Source organism: Agromyces sp. NPDC055661 (assembly GCF_053618135.1).
Window position 1 is genome coordinate 724,363 of the sequence record NZ_JBSHHC010000002.1, and the last position, 22,233, is coordinate 746,595.

The 22,233-nt window shown below is 70.9% G+C and carries 22 protein-coding genes; 16 read left to right on the top strand and 6 right to left on the bottom strand.

The features are described 5' to 3' along the window. Positions 1–80: 80 nt before the first annotated feature. A complete protein-coding gene (locus ACWGO8_RS16955; protein ID WP_452044159.1) occupies positions 81–689 on the bottom strand; it encodes a hypothetical protein in 609 nt (202 codons plus the stop codon). A gap of 173 nt (positions 690–862) precedes the next feature. On the opposite strand from ACWGO8_RS16955, the gene thrS reads away from it, so the two are divergent. Then, on the top strand, positions 863–2,770 hold the full coding sequence (thrS, locus tag ACWGO8_RS16960; RefSeq protein WP_452044580.1) for a threonine--tRNA ligase: 1,908 nt from the start codon (positions 863–865) through the stop codon (positions 2,768–2,770). Further along, positions 2,767–3,336, top strand: a complete 570-nt coding sequence (locus ACWGO8_RS16965; RefSeq protein WP_452044160.1) for an HIT family protein — start codon at positions 2,767–2,769, stop codon at positions 3,334–3,336. Before thrS ends, ACWGO8_RS16965 begins: the two co-directional genes overlap by 4 nt. Here the strand turns inward: ACWGO8_RS16965 and pdxY are convergent. After that, positions 3,333–4,184 (bottom strand): pyridoxal kinase PdxY, encoded by an 852-nt coding sequence (gene pdxY, locus ACWGO8_RS16970; RefSeq protein WP_452044161.1) that lies wholly within the window; start codon positions 4,182–4,184, stop codon positions 3,333–3,335. The two genes, ACWGO8_RS16965 and pdxY, sit on opposite strands and share 4 nt — an antisense overlap. A gap of 7 nt (positions 4,185–4,191) precedes the next feature. Then, positions 4,192–5,544, bottom strand: a complete 1,353-nt coding sequence (locus tag ACWGO8_RS16975; protein WP_452044162.1) for an aminotransferase class I/II-fold pyridoxal phosphate-dependent enzyme — start codon at positions 5,542–5,544, stop codon at positions 4,192–4,194. Positions 5,545–5,655: 111 nt separating this feature from the next. Here ACWGO8_RS16975 and pdxS point away from each other — a divergent pair, with 111 nt between their 5' ends. The 11 genes from pdxS to ACWGO8_RS17030 all read left to right on the top strand — a co-directional run bounded on the left by pdxS (position 5,656) and on the right by ACWGO8_RS17030 (position 16,645). After that, positions 5,656–6,546, top strand: a complete 891-nt coding sequence (gene pdxS / locus ACWGO8_RS16980) for a pyridoxal 5'-phosphate synthase lyase subunit PdxS (RefSeq protein ID WP_376954904.1) — start codon at positions 5,656–5,658, stop codon at positions 6,544–6,546. After that, a complete protein-coding gene (gene pdxT, locus ACWGO8_RS16985; protein ID WP_452044163.1) occupies positions 6,543–7,205 on the top strand; it encodes a pyridoxal 5'-phosphate synthase glutaminase subunit PdxT in 663 nt (220 codons plus the stop codon). The genes pdxS and pdxT overlap by 4 nt, the downstream gene beginning before the upstream one ends. A gap of 86 nt (positions 7,206–7,291) precedes the next feature. Next, the gene (locus ACWGO8_RS16990; protein ID WP_452044164.1) at positions 7,292–7,819 is read left to right on the top strand and encodes a DUF1697 domain-containing protein; all 528 of its coding nucleotides are present in this window, start codon (positions 7,292–7,294) and stop codon (positions 7,817–7,819) included. 129 nt (positions 7,820–7,948) lie between these two features. Further along, positions 7,949–8,707: a YebC/PmpR family DNA-binding transcriptional regulator gene (locus tag ACWGO8_RS16995; protein WP_452044165.1), complete on the top strand. Its 759-nt coding sequence runs from the start codon at positions 7,949–7,951 to the stop codon at positions 8,705–8,707. Positions 8,708–8,717: 10 nt separating this feature from the next. Then, positions 8,718–9,326, top strand: a complete 609-nt coding sequence (gene ruvC / locus ACWGO8_RS17000) for a crossover junction endodeoxyribonuclease RuvC (protein ID WP_452044166.1) — start codon at positions 8,718–8,720, stop codon at positions 9,324–9,326. Then, on the top strand, positions 9,323–9,946 hold the full coding sequence (ruvA, locus tag ACWGO8_RS17005) for a Holliday junction branch migration protein RuvA (RefSeq protein WP_452044167.1): 624 nt from the start codon (positions 9,323–9,325) through the stop codon (positions 9,944–9,946). The genes ruvC and ruvA overlap by 4 nt, the downstream gene beginning before the upstream one ends. Then, on the top strand, positions 9,943–11,037 hold the full coding sequence (ruvB, locus tag ACWGO8_RS17010) for a Holliday junction branch migration DNA helicase RuvB (protein WP_452044168.1): 1,095 nt from the start codon (positions 9,943–9,945) through the stop codon (positions 11,035–11,037). Before ruvA ends, ruvB begins: the two co-directional genes overlap by 4 nt. Before the next feature lie 99 nt (positions 11,038–11,136). Beyond that, positions 11,137–11,496: a preprotein translocase subunit YajC gene (gene yajC, locus ACWGO8_RS17015; RefSeq protein ID WP_452044169.1), complete on the top strand. Its 360-nt coding sequence runs from the start codon at positions 11,137–11,139 to the stop codon at positions 11,494–11,496. Positions 11,497–11,559: 63 nt separating this feature from the next. Then, positions 11,560–13,293 (top strand): protein translocase subunit SecD, encoded by a 1,734-nt coding sequence (gene secD / locus ACWGO8_RS17020; protein ID WP_376954893.1) that lies wholly within the window; start codon positions 11,560–11,562, stop codon positions 13,291–13,293. Next, positions 13,293–14,321, top strand: a complete 1,029-nt coding sequence (gene secF, locus ACWGO8_RS17025) for a protein translocase subunit SecF (protein WP_452044170.1) — start codon at positions 13,293–13,295, stop codon at positions 14,319–14,321. Before secD ends, secF begins: the two co-directional genes overlap by 1 nt. Positions 14,322–14,392: 71 nt before the next feature. After that, positions 14,393–16,645, top strand: coding sequence for a RelA/SpoT family protein (locus tag ACWGO8_RS17030; RefSeq protein ID WP_452044171.1), 2,253 nt, complete (start codon positions 14,393–14,395; stop codon positions 16,643–16,645). Here the strand turns inward: ACWGO8_RS17030 and ACWGO8_RS17035 are convergent. The 3 genes from ACWGO8_RS17035 to ACWGO8_RS17045 form a co-directional block, all read right to left on the bottom strand. After that, positions 16,642–17,217 carry a type IV toxin-antitoxin system AbiEi family antitoxin gene (locus tag ACWGO8_RS17035; protein ID WP_452044172.1) on the bottom strand — a complete coding sequence of 192 codons (576 nt, stop codon included), beginning with the start codon at positions 17,215–17,217 and terminating at the stop codon, positions 16,642–16,644. The two genes, ACWGO8_RS17030 and ACWGO8_RS17035, sit on opposite strands and share 4 nt — an antisense overlap. A 97-nt stretch (positions 17,218–17,314) precedes the next feature. Beyond that, positions 17,315–18,547 carry a DUF349 domain-containing protein gene (locus ACWGO8_RS17040; RefSeq protein ID WP_452044173.1) on the bottom strand — a complete coding sequence of 411 codons (1,233 nt, stop codon included), beginning with the start codon at positions 18,545–18,547 and terminating at the stop codon, positions 17,315–17,317. Positions 18,548–18,636: 89 nt separating this feature from the next. Then, entirely contained in the window at positions 18,637–19,428 is a 792-nt protein-coding gene (locus tag ACWGO8_RS17045; RefSeq protein WP_452044174.1) for a peptidylprolyl isomerase, read from the bottom strand. A gap of 148 nt (positions 19,429–19,576) precedes the next feature. Here ACWGO8_RS17045 and ACWGO8_RS17050 point away from each other — a divergent pair, with 148 nt between their 5' ends. The 3 genes from ACWGO8_RS17050 to ACWGO8_RS17060 all read left to right on the top strand — a co-directional run bounded on the left by ACWGO8_RS17050 (position 19,577) and on the right by ACWGO8_RS17060 (position 22,206). Then, positions 19,577–21,004, top strand: a complete 1,428-nt coding sequence (locus ACWGO8_RS17050; RefSeq protein ID WP_452044175.1) for a replication-associated recombination protein A — start codon at positions 19,577–19,579, stop codon at positions 21,002–21,004. A gap of 199 nt (positions 21,005–21,203) precedes the next feature. After that, positions 21,204–21,827 carry a 30S ribosomal protein S4 gene (rpsD, locus tag ACWGO8_RS17055; protein WP_452044176.1) on the top strand — a complete coding sequence of 208 codons (624 nt, stop codon included), beginning with the start codon at positions 21,204–21,206 and terminating at the stop codon, positions 21,825–21,827. A gap of 175 nt (positions 21,828–22,002) precedes the next feature. Then, positions 22,003–22,206: a hypothetical protein gene (locus tag ACWGO8_RS17060; RefSeq protein WP_376954884.1), complete on the top strand. Its 204-nt coding sequence runs from the start codon at positions 22,003–22,005 to the stop codon at positions 22,204–22,206. Positions 22,207–22,233: the final 27 nt, after the last annotated feature.

Consider the following 22,233-nt stretch of genomic DNA (forward strand, 5'->3'; position numbering starts at 1 on the left):
TTGCAGAGACGGGCGCAAGCGGGCGCAAGCGAGTGCGCCCGGGGCGCGCCGCTTGCGCGCTCCGGCCGAAAGCGGGGCGCTCAGGGGCCGGGGTTGATCGGCAGCGGGTCGAACACGAGCGGCGGATGTGCGATGCGCGTGCTGAACCAGGACCACGACTCGCCCGAGGTCTGCTCGATGGCGGCGAAGGTGTCCTGGCCGGCCGGCACGTTCCGCAGGATGATCGTGATCACCCGCCGGCCCTCGAACCGGATCGAACCGGGCGCGTCGACGGTGCCGCTGCCGGCGAATCCGCTCGGCGAGAAGCCGGCACGGGTCGGCGCGTCGACCGCGAACGTGAACACGTACGTGCCCGGTCCGGTGGCGCCGTATGCGCTCGGGTTGAAGTGCACCGACACCGCCGGGTTCCGGTTCGGCGACTCGCGCCGGTCGAAGCCGGCGAACGGCACGGGCGTGTCGGTCTGCACGATGGTCGGACGGATGAGCGTGAGGTTCGTGCGCCCGAGCCCGACGGTCTTCGTGGGCGAGAGCACCTCGATCGGCGCCCAGAAGATCGGGCCGAGGTGGAGGTCGCCGGCTCGCAGCTTCGCGGCCCAGTCCTCCGAGGTGAGGTCGCTCTCGAACTCGCCGAGCTGGGCGACGTCGGCCAGCGGTGCGCGGTCCGCGGCACCTGGATCGGTAGTAGACATGAGCAAAACTCTAGAACTTGGGTGGGTCGGCGTCATCAGGGCGAGCCCGGATGCCCCGGGGCGGGTGGTGCGTCCGCGCCGCACTACAGTTGAAGGGTTCGTTTCGACCTCACAGGGAGTGGATCACAGTGGCCGACGGCTTCGAGCTCTTCACTGATCGATCCGTTGTCGCGATGCGCGTCAACGGCGAGCTCAAGGACCTGGCCACGACGGTGACGGAGTCCGACGTCGTCGAGCCCGTCACGATCGACTCGCCCGACGGCCTGAGCATCCTCCGCCACTCCACCGCGCATGTCCTCGCGCAGGCGGTGCAGAACGTCAATCCCGAGGCGAAGCTCGGCATCGGCCCGCCCGTGACCGACGGCTTCTACTACGACTTCGACGTCGCCGAGCCGTTCACCCCCGAGGACCTCAAGGCCCTCGACAAGGAGATGGCGCGCATCGTCCGGTCCGGACAGCGGTTCGTGCGACGGGTCGTGACCGACGACGACGCCCGCGCCGAACTCGCGGGGGAGCCGTACAAGCTCGAGCTCATCGGGCTGAAGGGCCACGCCACCGGCACCGAGCAGTTCGAGGAGAGCGAGTCGGTCGAGGTCGGCGGTTCCGAGCTCACGATCTACGACAACGTCGACCCGAAGACCGGCGAAGTCGCCTGGAAGGACCTCTGCCGCGGGCCGCACCTGCCGAACACCAGGATGATCGGCAACGGCTGGGCGCTCATGCGCGTCGCGGCGGCGTACTGGCGCGGCTCAGAGAAGAACCCGCAGCTGCAGCGCATCTACGGCACCGCCTGGCCCACGAAGGACGAGCTGCGCGAATACCAGCACCGACTCGAGGAGGCGGCCCGCCGCGACCACCGCAAGCTGGGCGCCGAGCTCGACCTGTTCTCGTTCCCCGAGGAGATCGGCAGCGGCCTGCCCGTCTTCCACCCCAAGGGCGGCATCATCAAGCGCGAGATGGAGGACTACGTCCGCCGCCGCCACATCGAGGAGGGGTTCCAGTACGTCTCCACCCCGCACATCACGAAGGCGCACGTCTTCGAGCTGTCGGGACACCTGCCGTACTACAAGGACACGATGTTCCCGCCGATGGACCTCGAGAACAGCGAGTACTACCTGAAGGCGATGAACTGCCCCATGCAGAACCTCATCTTCCGGTCGCGCGGCAGGTCGTACCGCGAGCTTCCGCTGCGGTTCTTCGAGTTCGGCACGGTCTACCGCTACGAGAAGTCGGGCGTCGTGCAGGGCCTCACCCGCGTGCGCGGCCTCACCCAGGACGACTCGCACAGCTACGTGACGCCCGAGCAGGCGCCGGGGGAGATCAAGCACCTGCTCGACTTCGTGCTGGGCCTGCTGCGCGACTTCGGCCTGGACGACTTCTACCTCGAGCTCTCGACCCGCGACGCGGCATCCGACAAGTTCAAGGGCACCGACGAGCAGTGGGAGGTGGCCACGAACGTGCTGCGCGAGGTCGCCGAGGCCTCGGGCCTCGAGCTCGTGCCCGACCCGGGTGGCGCCGCGTTCTACGGCCCGAAGATCTCGGTGCAGGCGCGCGACGCGATCGGCCGCACCTGGCAGATGTCGACCATCCAGTACGACTTCAACCAGCCCGCGGGCTTCGGGCTCGAGTACACCGCGGCCGACGGCACGCACCAGCAGCCCGTGATGATCCACTCGGCGAAGTTCGGCTCGATCGAGCGGTTCTTCGGCGTGCTGACCGAGCACTACGCGGGCGCGTTCCCGATCTGGCTCGCGCCGGTGCAGGTCATCGGGATCCCCGTCGCCGACGAGTACGCGGAGTACCTCGGCGACATCGTGCGGCAGCTGCAGCGCGCCGGCGTGCGCGCCGAGCTCGACACGAGCGACGACCGCATGCAGAAGAAGATCCGCACGCACACCACCCAGAAGGTGCCGTTCCAGCTCATCGCGGGCGAGAACGACCGCGCCGGCGAGACGGTCAGCTTCCGGTTCCGCGACGGCACCCAGGAGAACGGCGTGCCGATCGCCGCCGCGATCGAGCGGATCCGCGCGGCGATCGACGACCGCCGCCAGGTGACCACGAGGGACGAACTGTTCGCATGACCCGCGCGTACGAGGCCGACGAGTTCGAGGGCGTGCCCACGGATGACGCGGCCGACCTCGCCGGCGTTCCCGACGCGTTCCAGCGGCTGTGGACGCCGCACCGCCTCGTCTACATCCAACACGGCCAGCAGCCCGACGAGCACACCTGCCCGTTCTGCCGCGCGCCCGAGCTGAGCGACGAGCAGTCGCTCATCGTCGCGCGCGGGAAGCTCGCCTACGTGCTGCTCAACCTGTACCCGTACAACAGCGGCCACCTGCTCGTGTGCCCGTACCGCCACATCGCGACGTACGACGAGGCGACGCCCGAGGAGGTCGCCGAGATCGGCGAGCTCACGCAGGTGGCGATGCGCGTCGTCAAGCAGGTCTCCCGATGCGACGGCTTCAACATCGGCATGAACCAGGGCCGCATCGCCGGCGCGGGCATCGCCGAGCACCTGCACCAGCACATCGTGCCGCGGTGGGCGCTCGACGCGAACTTCTTCCCGATCATCGCGGGAACCAAGGCGCTGCCGCGACTGCTCGGCGAGGTGCGGCAGGAGATCGCGGAGGCCTGGCGGGGCGCCTAGCGCACCTGTCGCACCGCGAACTGCATCCGCGGGTTCGCGTAGGCCTCCTGCGACTCGACGAGCTGCAGCTCGCGCTCACCTGAGGCGTGCGTGCGCTCGAGCAGGTCGAACACGCTCGAGGTCGCGCGCGCGAGGGCGCCCGCGGCATCCCCGGTGCGCCGGTAGTGCGCCGTGAAGAGGGCGGCGGTCACGTCGCCCGAGCCGTTCGCCTTCATGGGCAGCAGCGGGGTCTGCACGATCCAGGCGCCCGCGTCGTCGACGGCGAGCATCTCGATCGTGCCCTCCTCGCGGTCGGGTCGCTCGACGCTCGTCACCAGCACGGTGCGCGGACCGGTCGCGCGGATCAGGTCGACCGACTCCAGCGTGGACTCGAGGGTGTCGGGCTCCGTGTCCGTCAGGTAGCCGAGCTCGAACTGGTTCGGCGTGATGAGGTCGGCGGCCGGCACCACGCGATCGCGCAGGAGTACGGGAATCGCGGGCGCGACGAAGCATCCGGACTTCGCATTGCCCATCACCGGGTCGCACGCGTAGATGGCCGACGGGTTCGCGGCCTTGACCCGGGCGACCGCGTCGAGGATGACGTCGGCGATGCCCTCGCCGCCCTGGTAGCCCGACAGCACGACGTCGACCTGGGGGAACGCGCCGCGCTCCTCGATGCCCGTGATCACCGCGCGCACGTCGTCGGGGTCGATGAGCGGACCCCGCCACGCACCGTAGCCCGTGTGGTTGGAGAAGTTGACCGTGTAGACGGGCATGACCTCGACGCCGATGCGCTGGAGCGGGAACACGGCCGCGGAGTTGCCGACGTGCCCGTAGGCGACGGCGGACTGGATCGAGAGGACCTTCACCGGTCGATCATCGCATCCCGGCCGGGACGAGCCGTCCACCCGCGGCGCGCACCGCGCCCGCGATGTCCGCCGCGAGGCGCACGGCGTCGGCGTCTCCCAGGTCGTGCACGGTGAGCCGGAGCCGCCGTGCCCCGGGCGCGTCGGCGAGCACGAACGCGTCGCCCGGGCGGGCGAGCCAGCCGCGCCGCATGAGCTGCTCGGAGACGTCGCGGGCCGGCACCGGCAGGGCGACCCAGAGGTTGAGTCCATCGCCGGCCTCGGCGGGAATCCCGAGCGCGGTGAGCCGCTCGGCGAAGGCCCGGTTGCGCTCTGCGTAGTGCGCGCCCGCCGCCTCGATGCCGGCCGCGACATCGGGATCCGTCACGAGCGCGAGCGCCAGGCGCTGCAGGAGGTGGCTCACCCAGGTGGTCCCCGGGGTGAGCCGCATCGCCAGCCGCTCGGCGGTGTCGGGGTCGGACGCCGTCACCGCGAGGCACATGTCGGGGCCGAGGAACTTCGACACCGACCGTACGAGCGCCCAGCGCCGGTGATCGGGACCGATGAGGGAGTGGAACGGACGGCGCGAGAGCATCGAGAAGTGGTCGTCCTCGATGACGAGCACGTACGGGTGCTCGCGCAGCACGGCCCGCAGCTCCGCGGCGCGGGCCTCGGTCAGGCTCGCGCCCGTGGGGTTCTGCGCCCGCGGCGTGCACACGATGGCGCGCACGCCCTGGTCGAGCGCCGTGCGCAGGCCCTCGACGGTCATGCCCTCGTCGTCGACCGGCACCGGCACCACGCGGTATCCGCCGACGCGCACGGTGTGGATGCTCGTGAGGAAGCACGGGTCCTCGAGGGCGACCGCGTCGTCGCGCACGAGGGCCAGGGCGAGGAGCCGTTCGACGGCGTCGGCCGCGCCGCTCGTGATCGTGAGGCGCACCTCGTCGGGCGCGAGGTCCGAGCGCATCCAGGACTGCGCCCACTGCTCGAGCCCCGGGTCGATGACGGGTTCGCCGTAGAGCACGGGACGCCCGGCCACCTGCGCGAGCGCGCGGGACGGGTCGGGGATGAGGTCGGGGTCGGGATTGCCGGTCGCGACGTCGCGGAGCACGCTGTCGGCCGCGAACCCCTCCTGCGGCACGGCCGAGCGGTCGGCGACGTGCGTGCCGCCGCGCCCGCGGGTGACGACCACGCCGGCCTGGGTGAGCTGCCGATAGGCCGCGACGGCGGTGTTGCGGTTCACCCCGAGGGTGTCGGCGAGCGTCCGCACGGGCGGCAGCGCCTGGCCCGGCCGCAGCGCGCCGCGTTCGATCAGGGCGCGCACGCTCGCGGCGATGTCGGCGGCCGCACGGCCGGAGATCTCGAGGGTCAGGTCGCGGTCCATGGCTCCTCTTCGGGTCGGTCGCGGTCCATGCTACCGTTTGGCCTAGGCCAAGCGCTCGCATTGGCCGAGAGCCTGCGTCAACACGCGTCCTCCACCGAAGGGAACCCCCAGATGAGCACTGCCGAGACCGGCTCGAGCCGCGTGAAGCGCGGCCTCGCCGAGATGCTGAAGGGCGGCGTCATCATGGACGTCGTCACCGCCGAGCAGGCCCGCATCGCCGAGGACGCCGGCGCCGTCGCCGTCATGGCCCTCGAGCGCGTGCCCGCCGACATCCGGGCCCAGGGCGGCGTCGCCCGCATGAGCGACCCCGACCTCATCGAGGCGATCATCGCCGAGGTCTCGATCCCCGTCATGGCGAAGGCGCGCATCGGCCACTTCGTCGAGGCGCAGGTGCTGCAGGCCCTCGACGTCGACTACATCGACGAGTCCGAGGTGCTGTCGCCGGCCGACTACGTGAACCACATCGACAAGTGGGCCTTCAACACCCCCTTCGTCTGCGGTGCCACCAACCTCGGCGAGGCCCTGCGCCGCATCAACGAGGGCGCGGCGATGATCCGCTCGAAGGGCGAGGCCGGCACCGGCGACGTCTCCGAGGCGACCAAGCACATCCGCAAGATCACCTCCGAGATCAACCAGCTGAAGTCGATGACGCGCGACGAGCTCTACGTCGCCGCGAAGGAGCTCCAGGCGCCCTACGAGCTCGTGCTCGAGGTGGCCGAGACCGGCAAGCTTCCGGTCGTGCTCTTCACGGCGGGCGGGGTGGCCACGCCTGCGGATGCCGCGATGATGATGCAGCTCGGCGCCGACGGCGTGTTCGTGGGGTCGGGCATCTTCAAGTCGGGCAACCCCGAGGCGCGCGCCGCGGCCGTCGTCAAGGCGACCACCTTCTACGACGACCCGTCGGTCATCGCCGACGTGTCGCGCGGCCTCGGCGAGGCCATGGTCGGCATCAACGTGGGCGACCTGGCGGCGCCGCACCGCCTGGCCGAGCGCGGCTGGTGACCGCCACCCTCCGCGGCGAGTCGCTCGACGCGGGGGAGCCGGCCTCGTCCGGTCCCCGCGTCGGGGTGCTCGCGCTGCAGGGCGACTTCCGGGAGCACGCGCACGTGCTGTCGCGCCTCGGCGCGCACGTGTCGCTCGTCCGCCGGCCCGAGGAGCTCGACGCCGTCGACGGTCTCGTGATCCCCGGCGGCGAGTCGACCGTCATGGACAAGCTGTCGCGCGCCTACGGGCTCGCCGAGCCGCTGAAGGCGCGGATCGCCGAGGGCCTGCCCGTCTACGGCACGTGCGCCGGGCTCATCATGCTCGCCGACACGGTGCTCGACGCGATCGCCGGGCAGCAGTCGCTCGGCGGCCTCGACGTCGTCGTGCGGCGCAACGCGTTCGGCTCGCAGAACCAGTCGTTCGAGACGGACCTGGACGTCCCGGCGCTCGGCGACGACCCCGTGCACGCCGTGTTCATCCGCGGGCCGGTGGTGGAGTCGGTCGGTCCCGCAGCGACCGCGCTCGCGACGATCCCCGACGGCCGCGTCGTGGCGGTCGAGCAGGGCGACCTGCTCGGCACGAGCTTCCACCCCGAGATCACCGGCGAGTTCCGCTTCCACGCCTACTTCCTCGGCAAGGTCCGCGACCGGATCGCCGCACGGGAGGCGAGCGGGTAGTCGCCGCGCGTTTCCATGGAATCTCCGATGCGTCCGGCCGTCCGCGGCCGCTCCGCGTGACGGGGGCGCCCCATACACTCGGGGGCATGACCCGCTACATCGCACTGCTCCGGGGCGTCAACGTAGGCGGCATCACCATCAAGTCGGCCGACCTGCGCGACCTCGTCGAGTCGCTCGGCTTCGAGGGCGTGCGCACGGTGCTCGCGAGCGGCAACGTCGCCTTCGACAGCGGGCGAACGGATGCCGCCGCGCTGAAGCGCGACCTCGAGCGTGCGCTCGGCGAGCGCTTCGGCTACGAGGCGTGGATCGTGCTCGTCACGCGCGAGGACCTCGAGCGCGTCATCGAGGCCTTCCCGTTCGACGCCGACGACGACTCGCGCCAGCCGTGGGTCGTGTTCGCGTCCGAGACATCCGCGCTCGACGACCTGCTCGAGACGGCGGGGGAGACCGACCCCGAGGTCGACCCGATCAGTCGCGGCGACGGCGTCGTGTACTGGAACCCGGTGAAGGGCACGACCGTCGACACCCCCTTCGCCAAGGTGCTGGCGAAGGCCCGGTTCAAGCCGACGACGACGAACCGCAACCTGCGCACGCTGGCGAAGCTGCTGGCCTGACGCGAGCGGCCCGCCCGACGGTCGAACGGGCCGCCGAGGCGTCCGCCTGCCGCCCGGGGCCGGGGGCAGGGCTGGCCTAGAATGGGATGTCGGCGGGCGGACCCGCCGAGAAGCCGAACCAGGAGCAGCATGTCCGGGCATTCCAAGTGGGCCACGACGAAGCACAAGAAGGCCGTCATCGACGCGCGTCGCGCGAAGTCCTTCGCCAAGCTCATCAAGAACATCGAGGTCGCCGCCAAGATGGGCGGCGCCGACCTCAACGGCAACCCGACCCTGTACGACGCCGTGCAGAAGGCCAAGAAGACCTCGGTGCCGAACGACAACATCGACCGCGCCATCAAGCGCGGCGCCGGCATCGGCGGCGAGGCGGTCGAGTACCTGAGCATCACGTACGAGGCCTACGGCCCGTCGGGCGTGGCCATGATGGTCGAGGTGCTGACCGACAACAAGAACCGCGCCGCCGCCGAGGTGCGCACGGGGCTGAGCCGCAACGGCGGCACGCTCGCCGACCCGGGCTCGGTCGCCTACAACTTCACCCGCAAGGGCGTCATCGTGGTATCGGGTGAAGGCACGACGGAGGACGACGTCATGATGGCGGCCCTCGAGGCCGGCGCCGAGGAGATCGAGCCGCACGCCCAGGGTTTCGAGGTCATCACCGACCCGTCCGACATGGTCGCGGTGCGCAAGGCGCTGCAGGAGGCCGGCCTCGACTACGAGTCGGCCGACGTCGAGTTCGTGCCGAACCTCAAGGTCGAGATCGACGCCGACACGGCGCGCAAGGTGTTCCGCCTCATCGACGCGCTCGAGGACAGCGACGACGTCCAGAACGTCTACAGCAACTTCGACCTGAGCCCCGAGGTGCAGGCGCGGCTCGAGGACGAGGACTAGGCCGATCGCCGTGCGCGTGCTCGGCATCGACCCGGGACTCACGCGCTGCGGCGTGGGCGTGGTGGATGTCGAGCCGAACCGCACGGCTCGGCTCGTCGACGTCGTCGTGCTGCGGTCGCCCGCCGACCTCGACACGCCGCGCCGGCTCGCGCGCATCGCCGACGGGCTCGAGGCCATCCTCGACGAGCACCGTCCGCAGGCAGTCGCGCTCGAGCGCGTCTTCGCCCGATCGGATGTCTCGACGATCATGGGCACCGCCCAGATCTCTGGCGTCGCGATGCTCATCGCCGCACGTCGCGCCCTGCCCGTGGCATTGCACACGCCGAGCGAGGTGAAGGCCGCGATCACCGGGTACGGCCGCGCCGACAAGGCGCAGGTGGGCGCGATGGTCGCCCGCATCCTCGGGCTCGATCAGGTGCCGAAGCCGGCGGATGCCGCGGACGCGCTCGCACTGGCGATCTGCCATGCCTGGCGCACCGGCGGCGCGGCGGGGGAGGCCGTGACCGACGCGCGGCGCGGTCCCGCCGAGGACGCGGCGCTCACGCCCGCGCAGCGCGCATGGCTCGCCGCGGAACGCTCCGCCGCCGTGTCGGGGGCGGCCCGTAGGGTGAAGGAGTGATCTCCTCTCTCCGCGGCCGCGTGCTCACGTCGGCCGGCAGTTCGGTCGTGATCGAGGTCGGCGGTGTCGGGTTCCACGTGAACGCCACGCCCGCGCTGGCGCTCGCGAGCCGTGAGGGCGACGAGATCACCGTGCACACCAGCCTCATCGTGCGCGAGGACGCGCTGACGCTGTTCGGCTTCGCCACGCGCGACGAGCTCGACGTCTTCGAGCTGCTCATCGGCGTCACGGGGGTCGGCCCCAAGTCCGCACTCGGCGTGCTGTCGGCGCTCTCGCCCGAGCAGGTCGCCGCGGCCGTGCAGGCCGACGACGACACGGCGTTCCGCAAGGTCAGCGGCATCGGGCCCAAGACCGCGAAGCTCATCACGGTGTCGCTCGCAGGCAAGCTCGTCGCCCCGCGCTCCACGCCGTCCGCACCGGTGCCGGTCGCGCGCGGCGGCGCGGCCGAGAACGTGCTCGCGGCGCTCACGGGCCTCGGCTGGTCCGAGCGGGTGGCCGCCGAGGCGGTCGAGGAGACGGTGGCCGAGGCATCCGATGCCGACGCGGCATCCGTGCCCGCGCTGCTGCGGCTCACGCTCGCCCGGCTCGGCCCGGCGCAGCAGGCGGGCCGGGCGCGATGAGCGGCGATCGCAGCGGCATCGACGATCGCGACGGCGACGTCGACCTCACCGACCCGGTCCTCGCGTCCGAGGCCGAGCTCGCGTTCGAGGGCGCGCTTCGGCCTCGCAGCCTCGCCGAGTTCGTCGGGCAGACCCGCGTCAGGGGACAGCTGCAGCTGCTGCTCACGGCCGCGACGCTGCAGCAGCGCACGCCCGACCACATCCTGCTCGCGGGCCCGCCGGGGCTCGGCAAGACCACGCTCGCCATGATCGTGGCGCACGAGGGCGGCCGCCCGCTGCGCATGTCGAGCGGCCCGGCGATCCAGCACGCGGGCGACCTCGCGGCGATCCTCAGCTCGCTCGTGCCGGGCGAGGTGCTCTTCATCGACGAGATCCACCGCATGGCCCGCTCGGCCGAGGAGATGCTCTACCTCGCCATGGAGGACTTCCGCATCGACATCATGGTCGGCAAGGGCGCGGGGGCCACCTCGGTGCCGCTCGACCTCGCGCCGTTCACGCTCGTCGGCGCCACGACGCGCGCCGGACTGCTGCCGAACCCCCTCCGCGACCGCTTCGGTTTCACGGCGCACCTCGAGTTCTACGACGAGGCCGAGCTCGAGCAGGTGCTCGAGCGCGCCGCGAGGATGCTCGGCCTCTCCGTCGACCACGAGGCCCTCGCCGAGATCGCCGGGCGCTGCCGCGGCACCCCCCGCATCGCCAACCGGCTGCTCCGGCGGGTCCGCGACTACGCGCTCGTGCACCCTTCGACGGGCTCAGGGCACCGCTCCGGCCGGGCCGATGTCGAGGCGGTGCGCGCCGCCCTCGATCTCTACGACGTCGACGCGCTCGGGCTCGACCGGCTCGACCGTGCGGTCATGCAGACGATCCTCACGCGGTTCGGCGGGGGTCCCGTCGGGCTCAACACGCTCGCGGTCTCCGTAGGCGAGGAGGCCGAGACGATCGAGGCGGTCGTCGAGCCCTTCCTCGTGCGAATCGGGCTCATCACGCGCACCCCGCGCGGGCGGGTCGCGACGCCGGCGGCGTGGCAGCACTTCGGACTGTCGGGAAGCGCTCCCCAGGGCGCAGCGACCCTTCCGATCGATGACCTATAATCCATTGAGGCTTCGTCCTCACCGCCGTCGACTTCGTGCGGTACGCCGCACATCGGAAGGTTCCCTCCCCTCATGACGTTCGATCCGTTCACTATCATCATGCTCGCCGTCCTGGCGGTGCTGATCTTCTTCATGTTCCGCAACTCGCGCAAGCGCCAGGCGGACGCCCGCGACCTGCAGTCGAAGGTCCAGCCGGGTGCGAAGGTGATGACCAACTTCGGCGTCTTCGGAACGATCCTCTCCATCGACGAGGACGAGAACCAGGTCCTCGTCGAGACCTCGCCCGGCACGGTGCTCACGGTGCACCGCCAGACGATCGCCCGCGTGGTGGAGCCCGCTGCGGTCGCTGCCGCGACTGAGGTCGGCTCGGCCGACGCCGACGGCGCGCCCGAGTACGGCGAGCGCGTCGAGGACGCGCCCAGCGACGAGACGCCCGATACCAAGAAGTCGGACGACTAAGGCTCCCAACCGAGGCTCGGCCCGCGCGGCGTCGCACGGGCTCCAGCAGAGAAAGCAGAACACGTGGCTGCACCATCGAAGCGGTCATCGCGGCCGACCCCTGTTCGCAAGGCCTGGCGATCGCTCACCTGGCTCGGCGTCATCATCGTCGGACTCTTCGCGATCAATGCCGCCGGTGTGATCTGGGGCAACGGCTCGTGGACCCCGAAGCTCGCCCTCGACCTCGAGGGCGGCACCCAGATCATCCTGGAACCCAAGGTCGAGACCGGCGCATCCGTCTCGCAGGAGCAGCTCGACCAGGCGGTGTCGATCATCCGCCAGCGCGTCGACGCCTCCGGCGTGGCCGAGGCCGAGATCAACACCGAGGGCTCGAACGTCGTCGTCCGCATCCCGGGCGAGCTCGACGACCAGACGCGTGCGCGCATCGAGTCGTCGGCCAAGCTCGAGCTGCGGGCCGTGCTGCTCGCGGATGCCGCGACGAACCAGGCGATCGACTCCACCGAGAGCCCGGCTCCCACCGAGCCGGCCGAGGAGCTGTCCGACACGCCGACGGCCGAGCCGACGGACGGCAGCGACCCCGCGTGGATCACGCCGGCACTGCAGGACGAATTCGACAACTTCGACTGCTCGACGCTCGACGAGGCGGCCACGAACGTCGCTCCTGCCGACGAGCCGCTCGTCACGTGCGACGTGTCGCGCACCGCGAAGTACCTGCTCGGCCCGGTCGAGGCGAGCGGTGAGAACATCGTCGATGCGACGAACGGCATGATCCAGACCCAGACCGGTGCGAACACCGGGCAGTGGGCCGTGAACATCCAGTTCGACGACCAGGGCACCAAGGACTTCGCGGCGGTCTCGACGCGGCTCTTCGGCCTGCAGGGCCAGACGCCGCGCGACCAGTTCGCGTTCGTCCTCGACGGCGCCGTGCTCACCGCACCGTCGATGAACGGCGTCATCACCGACGGCCGCCCGCAGATCACGGGCAGCTTCACGCAGGAGTCGTCGAAGTCGCTCGCCGACCAACTGAAGTTCGGCGCCCTGCCGATCAGCTTCACGGTGCAGTCGTCCGACACGATCTCGGCCACGCTGGGCACGTCGCAGTTGGAGTCGGGCCTCATCGCGGGCCTCATCGGCCTCATCCTCGTCGTGATCTACACCCTGTTCCAATACCGGGCGCTCGGCAGCGTCACGATCGCGTCGCTCGTGATCGTGGGACTCATCACGTACCTGGCGATCACGATCCTGTCCTGGCGCGAGGGGTACCGCCTCTCGCTGGCAGGCATCGCGGGCCTCATCGTCGCGATCGGCTTCACAGCGGATTCGTTCATCGTGTACTTCGAACGCGTCCGAGACGAGCTGCGCGACGGCAGGCCACTGGTCGGCGCGGTCGAGGCCGGCTGGAAGCGCGCGTTCCGCACGATCCTCGCGTCGAAGGGCGTGAACCTGCTCGCCGCCGTGGTGCTGTTCATCCTCGCGGTCGGCAGCGTGAAGGGCTTCGCCTACACGCTCGGTCTCACCACCATCATCGACGTGGTCGTCGTGATCCTCTTCACGCACCCGATGCTCCAGCTGCTCGCGCAGACGAAGTTCTTCTCGAGCGGCAACCCGTGGTCGGGCCTCGACCCGAACGCGCTGGGCGCGGTCTACCGCGGCCGTGCCGAGTTCCGCAAGCCGGTCGCGGTCCCCGCGAGCAAGGTGGCGTCGAGCTCGAAGGAGGCGCAGAAGCGCCAGACCATCGCAGAACGCAAGGCCACCGCAGGCGTCGGCAGCGGGTCGAGCGAAGGCAAGGAGTCCTGATGGCCAACCGGCTCACCCAGTTCGGCAACGACCTCTACACGGGCAAGCGCTCGTTCAACTTCGTCGGCGGCCGTAAGAAGTGGTACCTGATCGCGGGCGTGATCATCATCCTGACGATCGCGATCCCGCTGCTGCGCGGTGTGAACTTCAGCATCGAGTTCCGCGGCGGGTCGCAGTTCCAGATCGCGAACGTCGAGAACGCCACCACCCAGCCGGCCAGCGACGCCGTGGCGTCGGTGGTGCCCGGTGCCGTCTCGCACGTCACGATCGTGGGCGGCAACGGCGTCCGGGTGCAGACCGACCAGCTCGAGCAGGCAGAGTCCCAGGAGGTCGCCGCGGCGCTGGCGGAGGCGTACGACGTGCCCGTGTCCGAGGTGACATCGTCGTTCATCGGCCCGAGCTGGGGCGCGGATGTCACCAGGCAGGCGCTCGTCGGTCTCATCGCGTTCGTGCTGCTCGCGGCGATCATCATGGCGCTGTACTTCCGAACGTGGAAGATGTCGCTCGCGGCGATCCTCGCGCTCATGGGCGACCTCATCGCCACCGTCGGCATCTACGCCGCCGTGGGCTTCGAGATCAGCCCTGCGGCGACGATCGGCGTCCTGACGATCCTCAGCTACTCGCTGTACGACACCGTCGTGGTCTTCGACAAGATCCGCGAGAACACGACGGAGGACGCCGGGCCCGAGTCGCGTCGGACGTTCGCGGAGTCGGTGAACCTCGCGGTGAACCAGACCCTCGTGCGTTCGATCAACACGAGCGTCGTCGCAGCGCTTCCGGTCGCGGCCATCCTCTTCATCGGTGCGGGCGTGCTGGGCGCCGACACGCTGCGCGACATCTCGCTCGCGCTGCTGATCGGCATCCTCGTCGGCACCTGGTCGACCGTGTTCATCGCGGCTCCGCTCTACTCGCAGCTGCGTGAGGGCGAGCCGGCGATCAAGCGCCACGACCAGAAGGTGCTGAAGGAGCGCGAGCGGGCCGGCGGTGCCTCCGCCCAGGCCGCGGGGGCCCTGCCGACGCCGGTCTGATGTTCGCCTCGGGCGAGAGCGGCGCGGAGCACTCCTCCGAGCGGCGATAATTGAGTCTTGGAGGTGCGCGCATGACCGAGGCGGGAGTCAACTCGACCGCTTCGCTGCGCCGCCTCGTGCCTCGGATCTTCTCGAAGGCCCAGCCGTCGGGAGCCGTCGACACGCTCATGCGCACGGTGCGGATGCACCACCCGAAGGCCGACCTCGGGCTCATCGAGCGCGCGTACACGGTCGCCGAACGAGCGCACGAGGGGCAGAAGCGCAAGAGCGGCGAGCCGTACATCACGCACCCGATCGCGGTCGCGCAGATCCTCGCCGACCTCGGCATCGGCCCGAAGACCGTCGCCGCGGCGCTCCTGCACGACACCGTGGAGGACACCGCCTACACGCTCGACGAGGTGCGGCATGACTTCGGCGACGAGATCGCGATGCTCGTCGACGGCGTCACGAAGCTCGACAAGGTCAAGTACGGCGACTCCACGCAGGCCGAGACCGTCCGCAAGATGATCGTCGCGATGTCGAGGGACATCCGCGTGCTGATCATCAAGCTCGCCGACCGATTGCACAACGCGCGCACGTGGGGCTTCGTCCCCGCGGAGTCCGCGACCCGCAAGGCCACCGAGACGCTCGAGATCTACGCGCCGCTCGCGCACCGCCTGGGCATCCAGGCCATCAAGTGGGAGCTCGAGGACCTCTCGTTCGCCGTGCTGTACCCGAAGCTCTACGCCGAGATCGAGAGCCTCGTGAAGCAGCGCACGCCGCAGCGCGAGGAGTTCGTCCAGACGGTCATCGACCTCGTGAACGAGGACCTGAAGGCGGCGCGCATCCGGGGCAAGGTCATGGGCCGGCCCAAGCAGTACTACTCGATCTACCAGAAGATGATCGTGCGCGGCCGCGACTTCGACGAGATCTACGACCTCGTCGGCATCCGGGTGCTCGTCAACTCGGTGCGCGACTGCTACGCCGTGCTCGGCTCGATCCACGCGCGCTGGACCCCGCTGCCCGGCCGCTTCAAGGACTACATCGCGACCCCGAAGTTCAACCTCTACCAGTCGCTGCACACGACCGTGATCGGGCCGAAGGGCCGCGCGGTCGAGATCCAGATCCGCACCCACGACATGCACCAGCGCGCCGAGTACGGCGTCGCCGCGCACTGGAAGTACAAGGAGCGGATGAACTCGGGTCGCGCCAGCGACAGCGCCGCGCATGAGACCGACATGGCGTGGCTGGCGCACATCTCGGACTGGCAGGCCGAGACGGCCGACCCGGGGGAGTTCCTCGACTCGCTGCGGTTCGAGATCGGCGCGAAGGAGGTCTACGTCTTCACGCCGAAGGGCCGGGTCATCGGCCTGCCCGCCGGTGCGACCCCGGTGGACTTCGCGTACGCGGTGCACACCGAGGTCGGCCACCGCACCATGGGCGCGAAGGTCAACGGGCGCCTGGTGCCCCTCGAGAGCGAGCTCAACAGCGGCGACGTCGTCGAGGTGTTCACGTCGAAGAACCCCGACTCGGGTCCGAGCAAGGACTGGCTCACGTTCGTCAAGAGCCCCCGCGCCCGCAACAAGATCCGCCAGTGGTTCACCAAGGAGCGCCGCGACGAGGCGATCGAGCAGGGCCGCGATGCCATCGCCCGCGCGATGCGCAAGCAGAACCTGCCGCTCCAGAAGCTGATGAGCCAGGAGTCGTTCGCCGAGGTCGCCGCGCTGCTGAAGTACGACGACGTGTCGTCACTCTACGCGGCGGTCGGCGAAGGGCACGTCTCGACGCAGTCGGTGATCGAGAAGGTCGTCGCGCTCGTGCGCGACGTCGACGAGGGCGACGACGAGCCCGACATCCCCATCTCGACGCGCTCGCGTCCGCTGCCGCGGAACAGCGACTCGGGCGTGCTCGTGCGCGGCGCCCCCGACATCCTCGTGAAGCTCGCCCGGTGCTGCACGCCGGTGCCCGGCGATGAGATCGTCGGTTTCATCACGCGCGGCTCGGGCGTCTCGGTGCACCAGGCGGCCTGCCACAACGTCCAGGCGCTCATGCGCGAGCCCGAGCGCATGATCGACGTCGAGTGGGCGCCGAGCTCGAAGAGCGTGTTCCTCGTGCAGATCCAGATCGAGGCGCTCGACCGGGCGGGCCTGCTCTCCGACGTGACGCGCGTGCTCTCGGAGCACCACGTGAACATCCTCTCGGCGAACGTCTCGACGTCGACCGACCGGCTCGCGCTCAGCCGCTTCGTGTTCGAGATGGGGGACACCACCCACCTCGATCGCGTGCTCAACGCGGTGCGGCGCATCGATGCCGTCTACGACGTCTACCGCGTGAGCGACGGCTAGGCCGCGTCACCGGCGCCGCGGCGAGCGGTCTGCTCGGCCCGATCGAGGCGTGCAAGCGCCGCCGCCTTGTGCGGCATGCGGGGGACGGCCGCGAGTCGGTCGCGCACGGCGCCGGCGAGCCCCGGATGCGACGTGACGAGCGCCGCGACCGCATCGAGGATCGCGTGCTCGTCGAGCACCGGGTCGCGCAGCAGGTCGAACGCCGTGCGTGCGGGCGTCGTGCACGGCACCTCGCCGAACCGCACGATCTCGTCGTCGTCGATGCGCACCTCGCGCACGAGGGCTCGGTGGTCGCCGATCACCGCGATGCGCGCGCTGAGCGGGACGCAGAACTGGGCGACGGCCGGGGGCGCGGCGATCGCGCCGTGCACCCATGCCGCCGACATCCGCTCGATCACGAGCGATCGCGGCGCACGCAGCGCGGTGACCGCGGCCCGGAACGCGGGCAGGTCGGGCTCGTCGAGCGGCGCCCATCCGTCGTCGACGGCGAAGAGCTCACCGTCGAGGCGGGCCGCGCACAGCTCGGCGAGCGGGAGGTCTCGGGTGTCGAGCACCGATGGGAGCCTGGCCATGAGACCATGCTGCGGCATCCGATCACCGAACCTCCGCTACCGCGGGCACGCTGTGGAGAACGACCCGCGCGAGTGCGGGGTGACGGACGAGTCGGCTCTAGCCGCCGACCGCCTTCAACCAGGAGCGACGTGCCTCGAGCGCCTCGCGCGCCTCTGCGGCGGCGCGCTGGTCGCCGGATGCCTCGGCCGCGGCGAGCTCGGCCTCGAGCTTCGCGATCGCGTCCTGGAGCTGCCCGACCATGCCCTCCGAGCGCGCCTTCTTCTCGGGGTCCTCGCGCTGCCAGCGCTCGTCCTCGAGCGAGCGCACGTGCGTCTCGACCTTGCGGAGGCGATCTTCGACGGGGCGCACCTGGTCGCGGGGGACCCGGCCGATGTCGTCCCAGCTGCGCTGGATGCGGTTGAGCGCGGCGCGCGCCTGCTTCGGGTCGGTCTCCGTGAGGAGCTTCTCGGCCTCGTCGAGGAGCGCCAGCTTCTCGGTGAGGTTGGCGCGGTAGGCCTCGTCCTCCTGCGCGTCGATCTCGGCCTTCGCCTGGAACAGCACGTCGCCGGCCGCCTTGAACTTCGCCCAGAGGGCGTCGTCGACCTTCTTGCCGGCGCGGCCGGCCTGCTTCCACTCGTCGAGCAGGGCGCGGTAGTCGCCGACGGCGTCGGCGCCGCGGGGTGCGAGGGCCTCGGCGCGCTCGATGAGCGCCTGCTTGCGGGCGCGGACGTCGCGATGGGCGGCGTCGAGCTCGGCGAAGAAGGCCTTGCGGTGCTGCTCGATCGTCGACCGGGCGGTGCGGAATCGCTTCCACAGCTCGTTGGCCTCATTCTTCGGCAGGCGCGGTCCGTCTTGCTGGTGCTGCTGCCAGCTCGCGAACAGTGCGTCGAGCTCGGCGGTCGCCTGCTTCCACTGCGTCTTCGCGGGGTCCTGGGCGGCGAGCGCCTCGGCCTGCTCGACGATGCGGGTGCGCTCGGCGACCGCGTCTGCGAGGGCGGCCTTCGCCTCGGCCTGTTGCTGCTCGGTGAGCTCCTTGGTGGTGCCCGACAGGGCCTCGAGGCGCTTGGAGAGCGACTCCAGGTCGCCGACGGCGTGCGCTCCGGCGACCGACTCCTGCAGGTTCGCGAGGGCCTTCGCGACATCCGCCGCGGGTGCACCACGACGCACGCGCTGCTCGAGCAGGCCGACCTGGCCCGCAAGGTCGGCGTACTTGCGCTCGAAGTACGCGAGCGCCTCCTCAGCCGTCGCGTCGGGGTACTGGCCGACCTCCCGCTCGCCGTCGCTCGTCCGCACGAAGACGGTGCCCGTCTCGTCGACGCGGCCCCACGGTTGCTGCTCTGAATCGGTCACGGGCCTCACCCTGTCGTGGTCGGATGCCGCCCATGGGCGGCGTTGACGGCATCAAGCCTATTGCACCGCCACCGGGCGGCGCGGGGTCGTCACTGGATCGTGAACCCCGTGATCGTGACCGGAACGGCGGGCGCTCCATCGGTGCCGCCGTCGGCCGTCCCGGCGTCCGTGATGCCCGACTTCAGCTGGTCGAGACCGCTCGTCACCTGGCCGATCACGGTGTAGCCGCCGGCCTCGTCGGGCGTCAGCTGCGTGTCCTCGTAGACGATGAAGAACTGGCTGCCCTGGCTGTAGGCGTTGGTGGGCTGGCGCGCCATCGCGATGGTGCCGGCCGGGTACTGGCCGTCGGCCGGCGCGTTCTCGACGGGGCCGTAGCTGTAGCCCGGGCCACCGGTGCCGTCGCCGGCCGGGTCGCCGCACTGCAGCACCCAGATGTTGTCGCGCGTGAGGCGGTGGCAGCTCACGCCGTCGTAGAAGCCCGACTGGGCGAGGCTGATCGTGCTCGAGACCGCCTGCGGCGCCGCGGCGCCGTCGAGCTCGACGCCCAGCGGGATGTCGTTGAGCGTGAGCGTGCCGGTCCAGGTGCGCCCTTCGGCGATGTCGGCCGACGGCACGTCGCCCTGGTTCTCGCCGGGCGGCGGCGTGGGCGTGGGCGTGGCGGTCGGCGTCTCCGTCGGCTCCGCGACGGGGGTGCCCGGTCCGCCGCCGAAGTAGAAGAGCTGCGCGGCGGTCGCGAGCGCGAGCACGACGACGAGCGCGACGACCGCGATCACGTTGTCCCGGACACGGCGGCGCTGCTTGCGGACGTGCACCTCCTGGCGCGCCTGGTACGTGCGGAGGCGGGCGCGTTCCTCACGCGCCTGACGGTCGTTCGATGCCACGCATGCTCCTTCTCGGGACTCCTGCGTGCCGACTCTACGCAACGCGCCGCCGTCGGCACCAATCGCGCGGGCGGGCGCACCTGCGCGGGCGTCCGCACGCGAGCGTCCACTGCCGGTGGTGTCGGATGCCGCGGCTACGCTGGACGGCATGGTGGACTCCAGCCCGGGGCTGCGCTCCGGCGCGACCCCGCTCGCCGTGCGCATGCGGCCGACGAGCCTCGACGAGGTCGCCGGGCAGCGCCACCTGCTCACCCCGGGGTCACCGCTCGTGGCGCTCGCGGGCGACCGCAGCGGCGAGTCGGGATCGGTGTCCGTCATCCTGTGGGGCCCGCCGGGCACGGGCAAGACCACGCTCGCGCAGGCCATCGCCCGCTCGTCGGGCCGCAAGTTCGTCGAGCTCTCGGCGGTCACCGCCGGCGTGCGCGACGTGCGGCAGGTCATGGAGGAGGCGCGCGCCTCCCGCGATCTCTACGGCCTCTCCACCGTGCTCTTCCTCGACGAGATCCACCGCTTCACGAAGGCGCAGCAGGACGCGCTGCTGCCCGGCGTCGAGAACGGGTGGGTCATCCTCGTCGCCGCGACGACCGAGAACCCGTCGTTCTCGGTCATCTCGCCGCTCCTGTCACGTTCGCTCCTGCTCACCCTCGAGCTCCTCACCGACGACGACCTCGGCGTGCTCGTCGACCGCGCGCTCGTCGATCCGCGCGGACTCGCCGGCGCCGTCGAGCTCGAGGCCGAGGCTCGCGCGGCGATCATCCGCCTCGCCTCGGGCGACGCACGCCGTGCCCTGACCGCGCTCGAGGCGGCATCCGTCGCGGCGAGCCAGGCGGCGGCGCAGGCCGCATCGGCCGAAGGCGGAGCCGAGGGCGAGTCGACCGACGACGAGGCGGCCGACGACGAGGCGGCCGAGTCGGCGGATGCCGCGAAGCCCGCGAAGCCCGTCATCACCGCCGAGGTCGTGGCCCGGGCCGTCGATCGCGCGCTGCTGCGCTACGACCGCAACGGCGACGAGCACTACGACGTGATCAGCGCATTCATCAAGTCGGTGCGCGGCAGCGACGTCGACGCGGCGCTGCACTACCTCGCGCGCATGATCGAGGCCGGGGAGGACCCGCGGTTCATCGCCCGCCGCATCATCGTGCTCGCGTCGGAGGACATCGGCATGGCCGACCCGACGGCGCTCGGCGTCGCGGTGGCCGCGGCCGACGCCGTGCAGTACATCGGCATGCCCGAGGGGCGCATCCCGCTCGCCCAGGCGGTCGTGCACCTCGCCACGGCGCCGAAGTCGAACGCGGCCTACCTCGGCATCGACCGGGCGATCGCCGACGTGCGCGAGGGTCGTGCGGGCCGAGTGCCCAAGCACCTCCGCGACGCCCACTACCCGGGCGCGAAGCGGCTCGGCCACGGCAAAGGCTACGTCTATCCGCACGACGACCCGATCGGCGTCGTGGCGCAGGAGTACCTGCCCGCCGAGCTGCGCGGCGCGACGTACTACGAACCGACCGAGCACGGCAACGAGCGCGAGGTCTCGGCGCGGCTCGCGAAGCTCCGGCGCATCGTGCGCGGCGGGCGCTGACCCAGCCGTGACCGCCGGTCGCGCCGTGATAACATGGTCGCTGGCCTGAAGCCAGATCCTCGAGCGCGGCTGCGAGAGGGTCACCGGCGAACGGGTGCGATCTGTAGCCGATCCACCCTTGGCGAATCCCTCTGACACGGACTTCCGGCGCGACCGCGCGCCGAGAAATCGCATTTGAGATTCTTCCGAAAGGACACTTGTGTCGAACCAGTCACGTAGCAAGACCCGCCTCTCCCGCGCGCTCGGCGTCGCCCTCACCCCGAAGGCCGCCAAGTACATGGAGAAGCGTCCGTACGCTCCCGGCGAGCACGGCCGCACCAAGCGCAAGCAGGACTCCGACTACGCCGTGCGTCTCCGCGAGAAGCAGCGCCTCCGCGCCCAGTACGGCATCCGCGAGAAGCAGCTCCGCATCGCGTTCAACGAGGCGCGCCGCACCGACGGCCTGACGGGTGAGAACCTCGTCGAGCTGCTCGAGATGCGCCTCGACGCGCTCGTGCTGCGCGCCGGCTTCGCCCGCACCATCGCGCAGGCCCGCCAGTTCGTGGTGCACCGCCACATCCTCGTCGACGGCAAGATCGTCGACCGCCCCTCGTTCCGCGTGAAGCCGGGCCAGACCATCGGCGTCAAGCAGCGCTCCGAGGGCACCGAGCCGTTCCAGGTCGCCGCGGCCGGCGGCCACGTCGACGTGCTCCCCAAGCTCCCGGGCTACCTCGACGTGGAGCTCGACAAGCTCCAGGCCACGCTCGCGCGTCGCCCGAAGCGCGCCGAGGTCCCCGTGACCTGTGACGTGCAGCTCGTCGTCGAGTACTACGCCGCTCGCTGATCGACGAACACCGTCCGACAGGGGCCGCGGGGATCTTCCCGCGGCCCCTGTCGCATTCCCGGGCGAGGTCGATCCGGATGCCGCGGCCTGCTGCCGCGGCATCCGACGCCACTAGACTGGATCGAGTGCCGGGCGGGACTCCGGCGCGCATTCACCCGGGGAGAGGGAGCACTTCGTGAAGAGCATCGTGTGGTTCGCCATCGGCGTCGCGGCCGGCTTCGTCGCCGCGCACCAGCTCAACCAGACCAAGCAGGGCCAGGAGTTCTTCTCCTCGATCGACGCCAAGGCCCGTGCATTCGGGAAGGCGATCGCCGAGGGCTACCACGAGCGCGACGCCGAGCTCCGCGCCCAAGGCGAGGGGCTCGACGCGGCCCGCTGACCGCCGGCACCAGACAGCTGCGGCCCA

What these genes read in the sequence shown, in the direction of transcription:
- ACWGO8_RS16955 (WP_452044159.1), bottom strand. Translation starts at nt 689, where the DNA reads ATGTCTACTACCGATCCAGGTGCCGCGGACCGCGCACCGCTGGCCGAC.
- thrS (WP_452044580.1), top strand. Translation starts at nt 863, where the DNA reads ATGCGCGTCAACGGCGAGCTCAAGGACCTGGCCACGACGGTGACGGAG.
- ACWGO8_RS16965 (WP_452044160.1), top strand. Translation starts at nt 2,767, where the DNA reads ATGACCCGCGCGTACGAGGCCGACGAGTTCGAGGGCGTGCCCACGGAT.
- ACWGO8_RS16975 (WP_452044162.1), bottom strand. Translation starts at nt 5,544, where the DNA reads ATGGACCGCGACCTGACCCTCGAGATCTCCGGCCGTGCGGCCGCCGAC.
- pdxS (WP_376954904.1), top strand. Translation starts at nt 5,656, where the DNA reads ATGAGCACTGCCGAGACCGGCTCGAGCCGCGTGAAGCGCGGCCTCGCC.
- ACWGO8_RS16990 (WP_452044164.1), top strand. Translation starts at nt 7,292, where the DNA reads ATGACCCGCTACATCGCACTGCTCCGGGGCGTCAACGTAGGCGGCATC.
- ACWGO8_RS16995 (WP_452044165.1), top strand. Translation starts at nt 7,949, where the DNA reads ATGTCCGGGCATTCCAAGTGGGCCACGACGAAGCACAAGAAGGCCGTC.
- ruvB (WP_452044168.1), top strand. Translation starts at nt 9,943, where the DNA reads ATGAGCGGCGATCGCAGCGGCATCGACGATCGCGACGGCGACGTCGAC.
- yajC (WP_452044169.1), top strand. Translation starts at nt 11,137, where the DNA reads ATGCTCGCCGTCCTGGCGGTGCTGATCTTCTTCATGTTCCGCAACTCG.
- secF (WP_452044170.1), top strand. Translation starts at nt 13,293, where the DNA reads ATGGCCAACCGGCTCACCCAGTTCGGCAACGACCTCTACACGGGCAAG.
- ACWGO8_RS17030 (WP_452044171.1), top strand. Translation starts at nt 14,393, where the DNA reads ATGACCGAGGCGGGAGTCAACTCGACCGCTTCGCTGCGCCGCCTCGTG.
- ACWGO8_RS17035 (WP_452044172.1), bottom strand. Translation starts at nt 17,217, where the DNA reads ATGGCCAGGCTCCCATCGGTGCTCGACACCCGAGACCTCCCGCTCGCC.
- ACWGO8_RS17050 (WP_452044175.1), top strand. Translation starts at nt 19,577, where the DNA reads ATGGTGGACTCCAGCCCGGGGCTGCGCTCCGGCGCGACCCCGCTCGCC.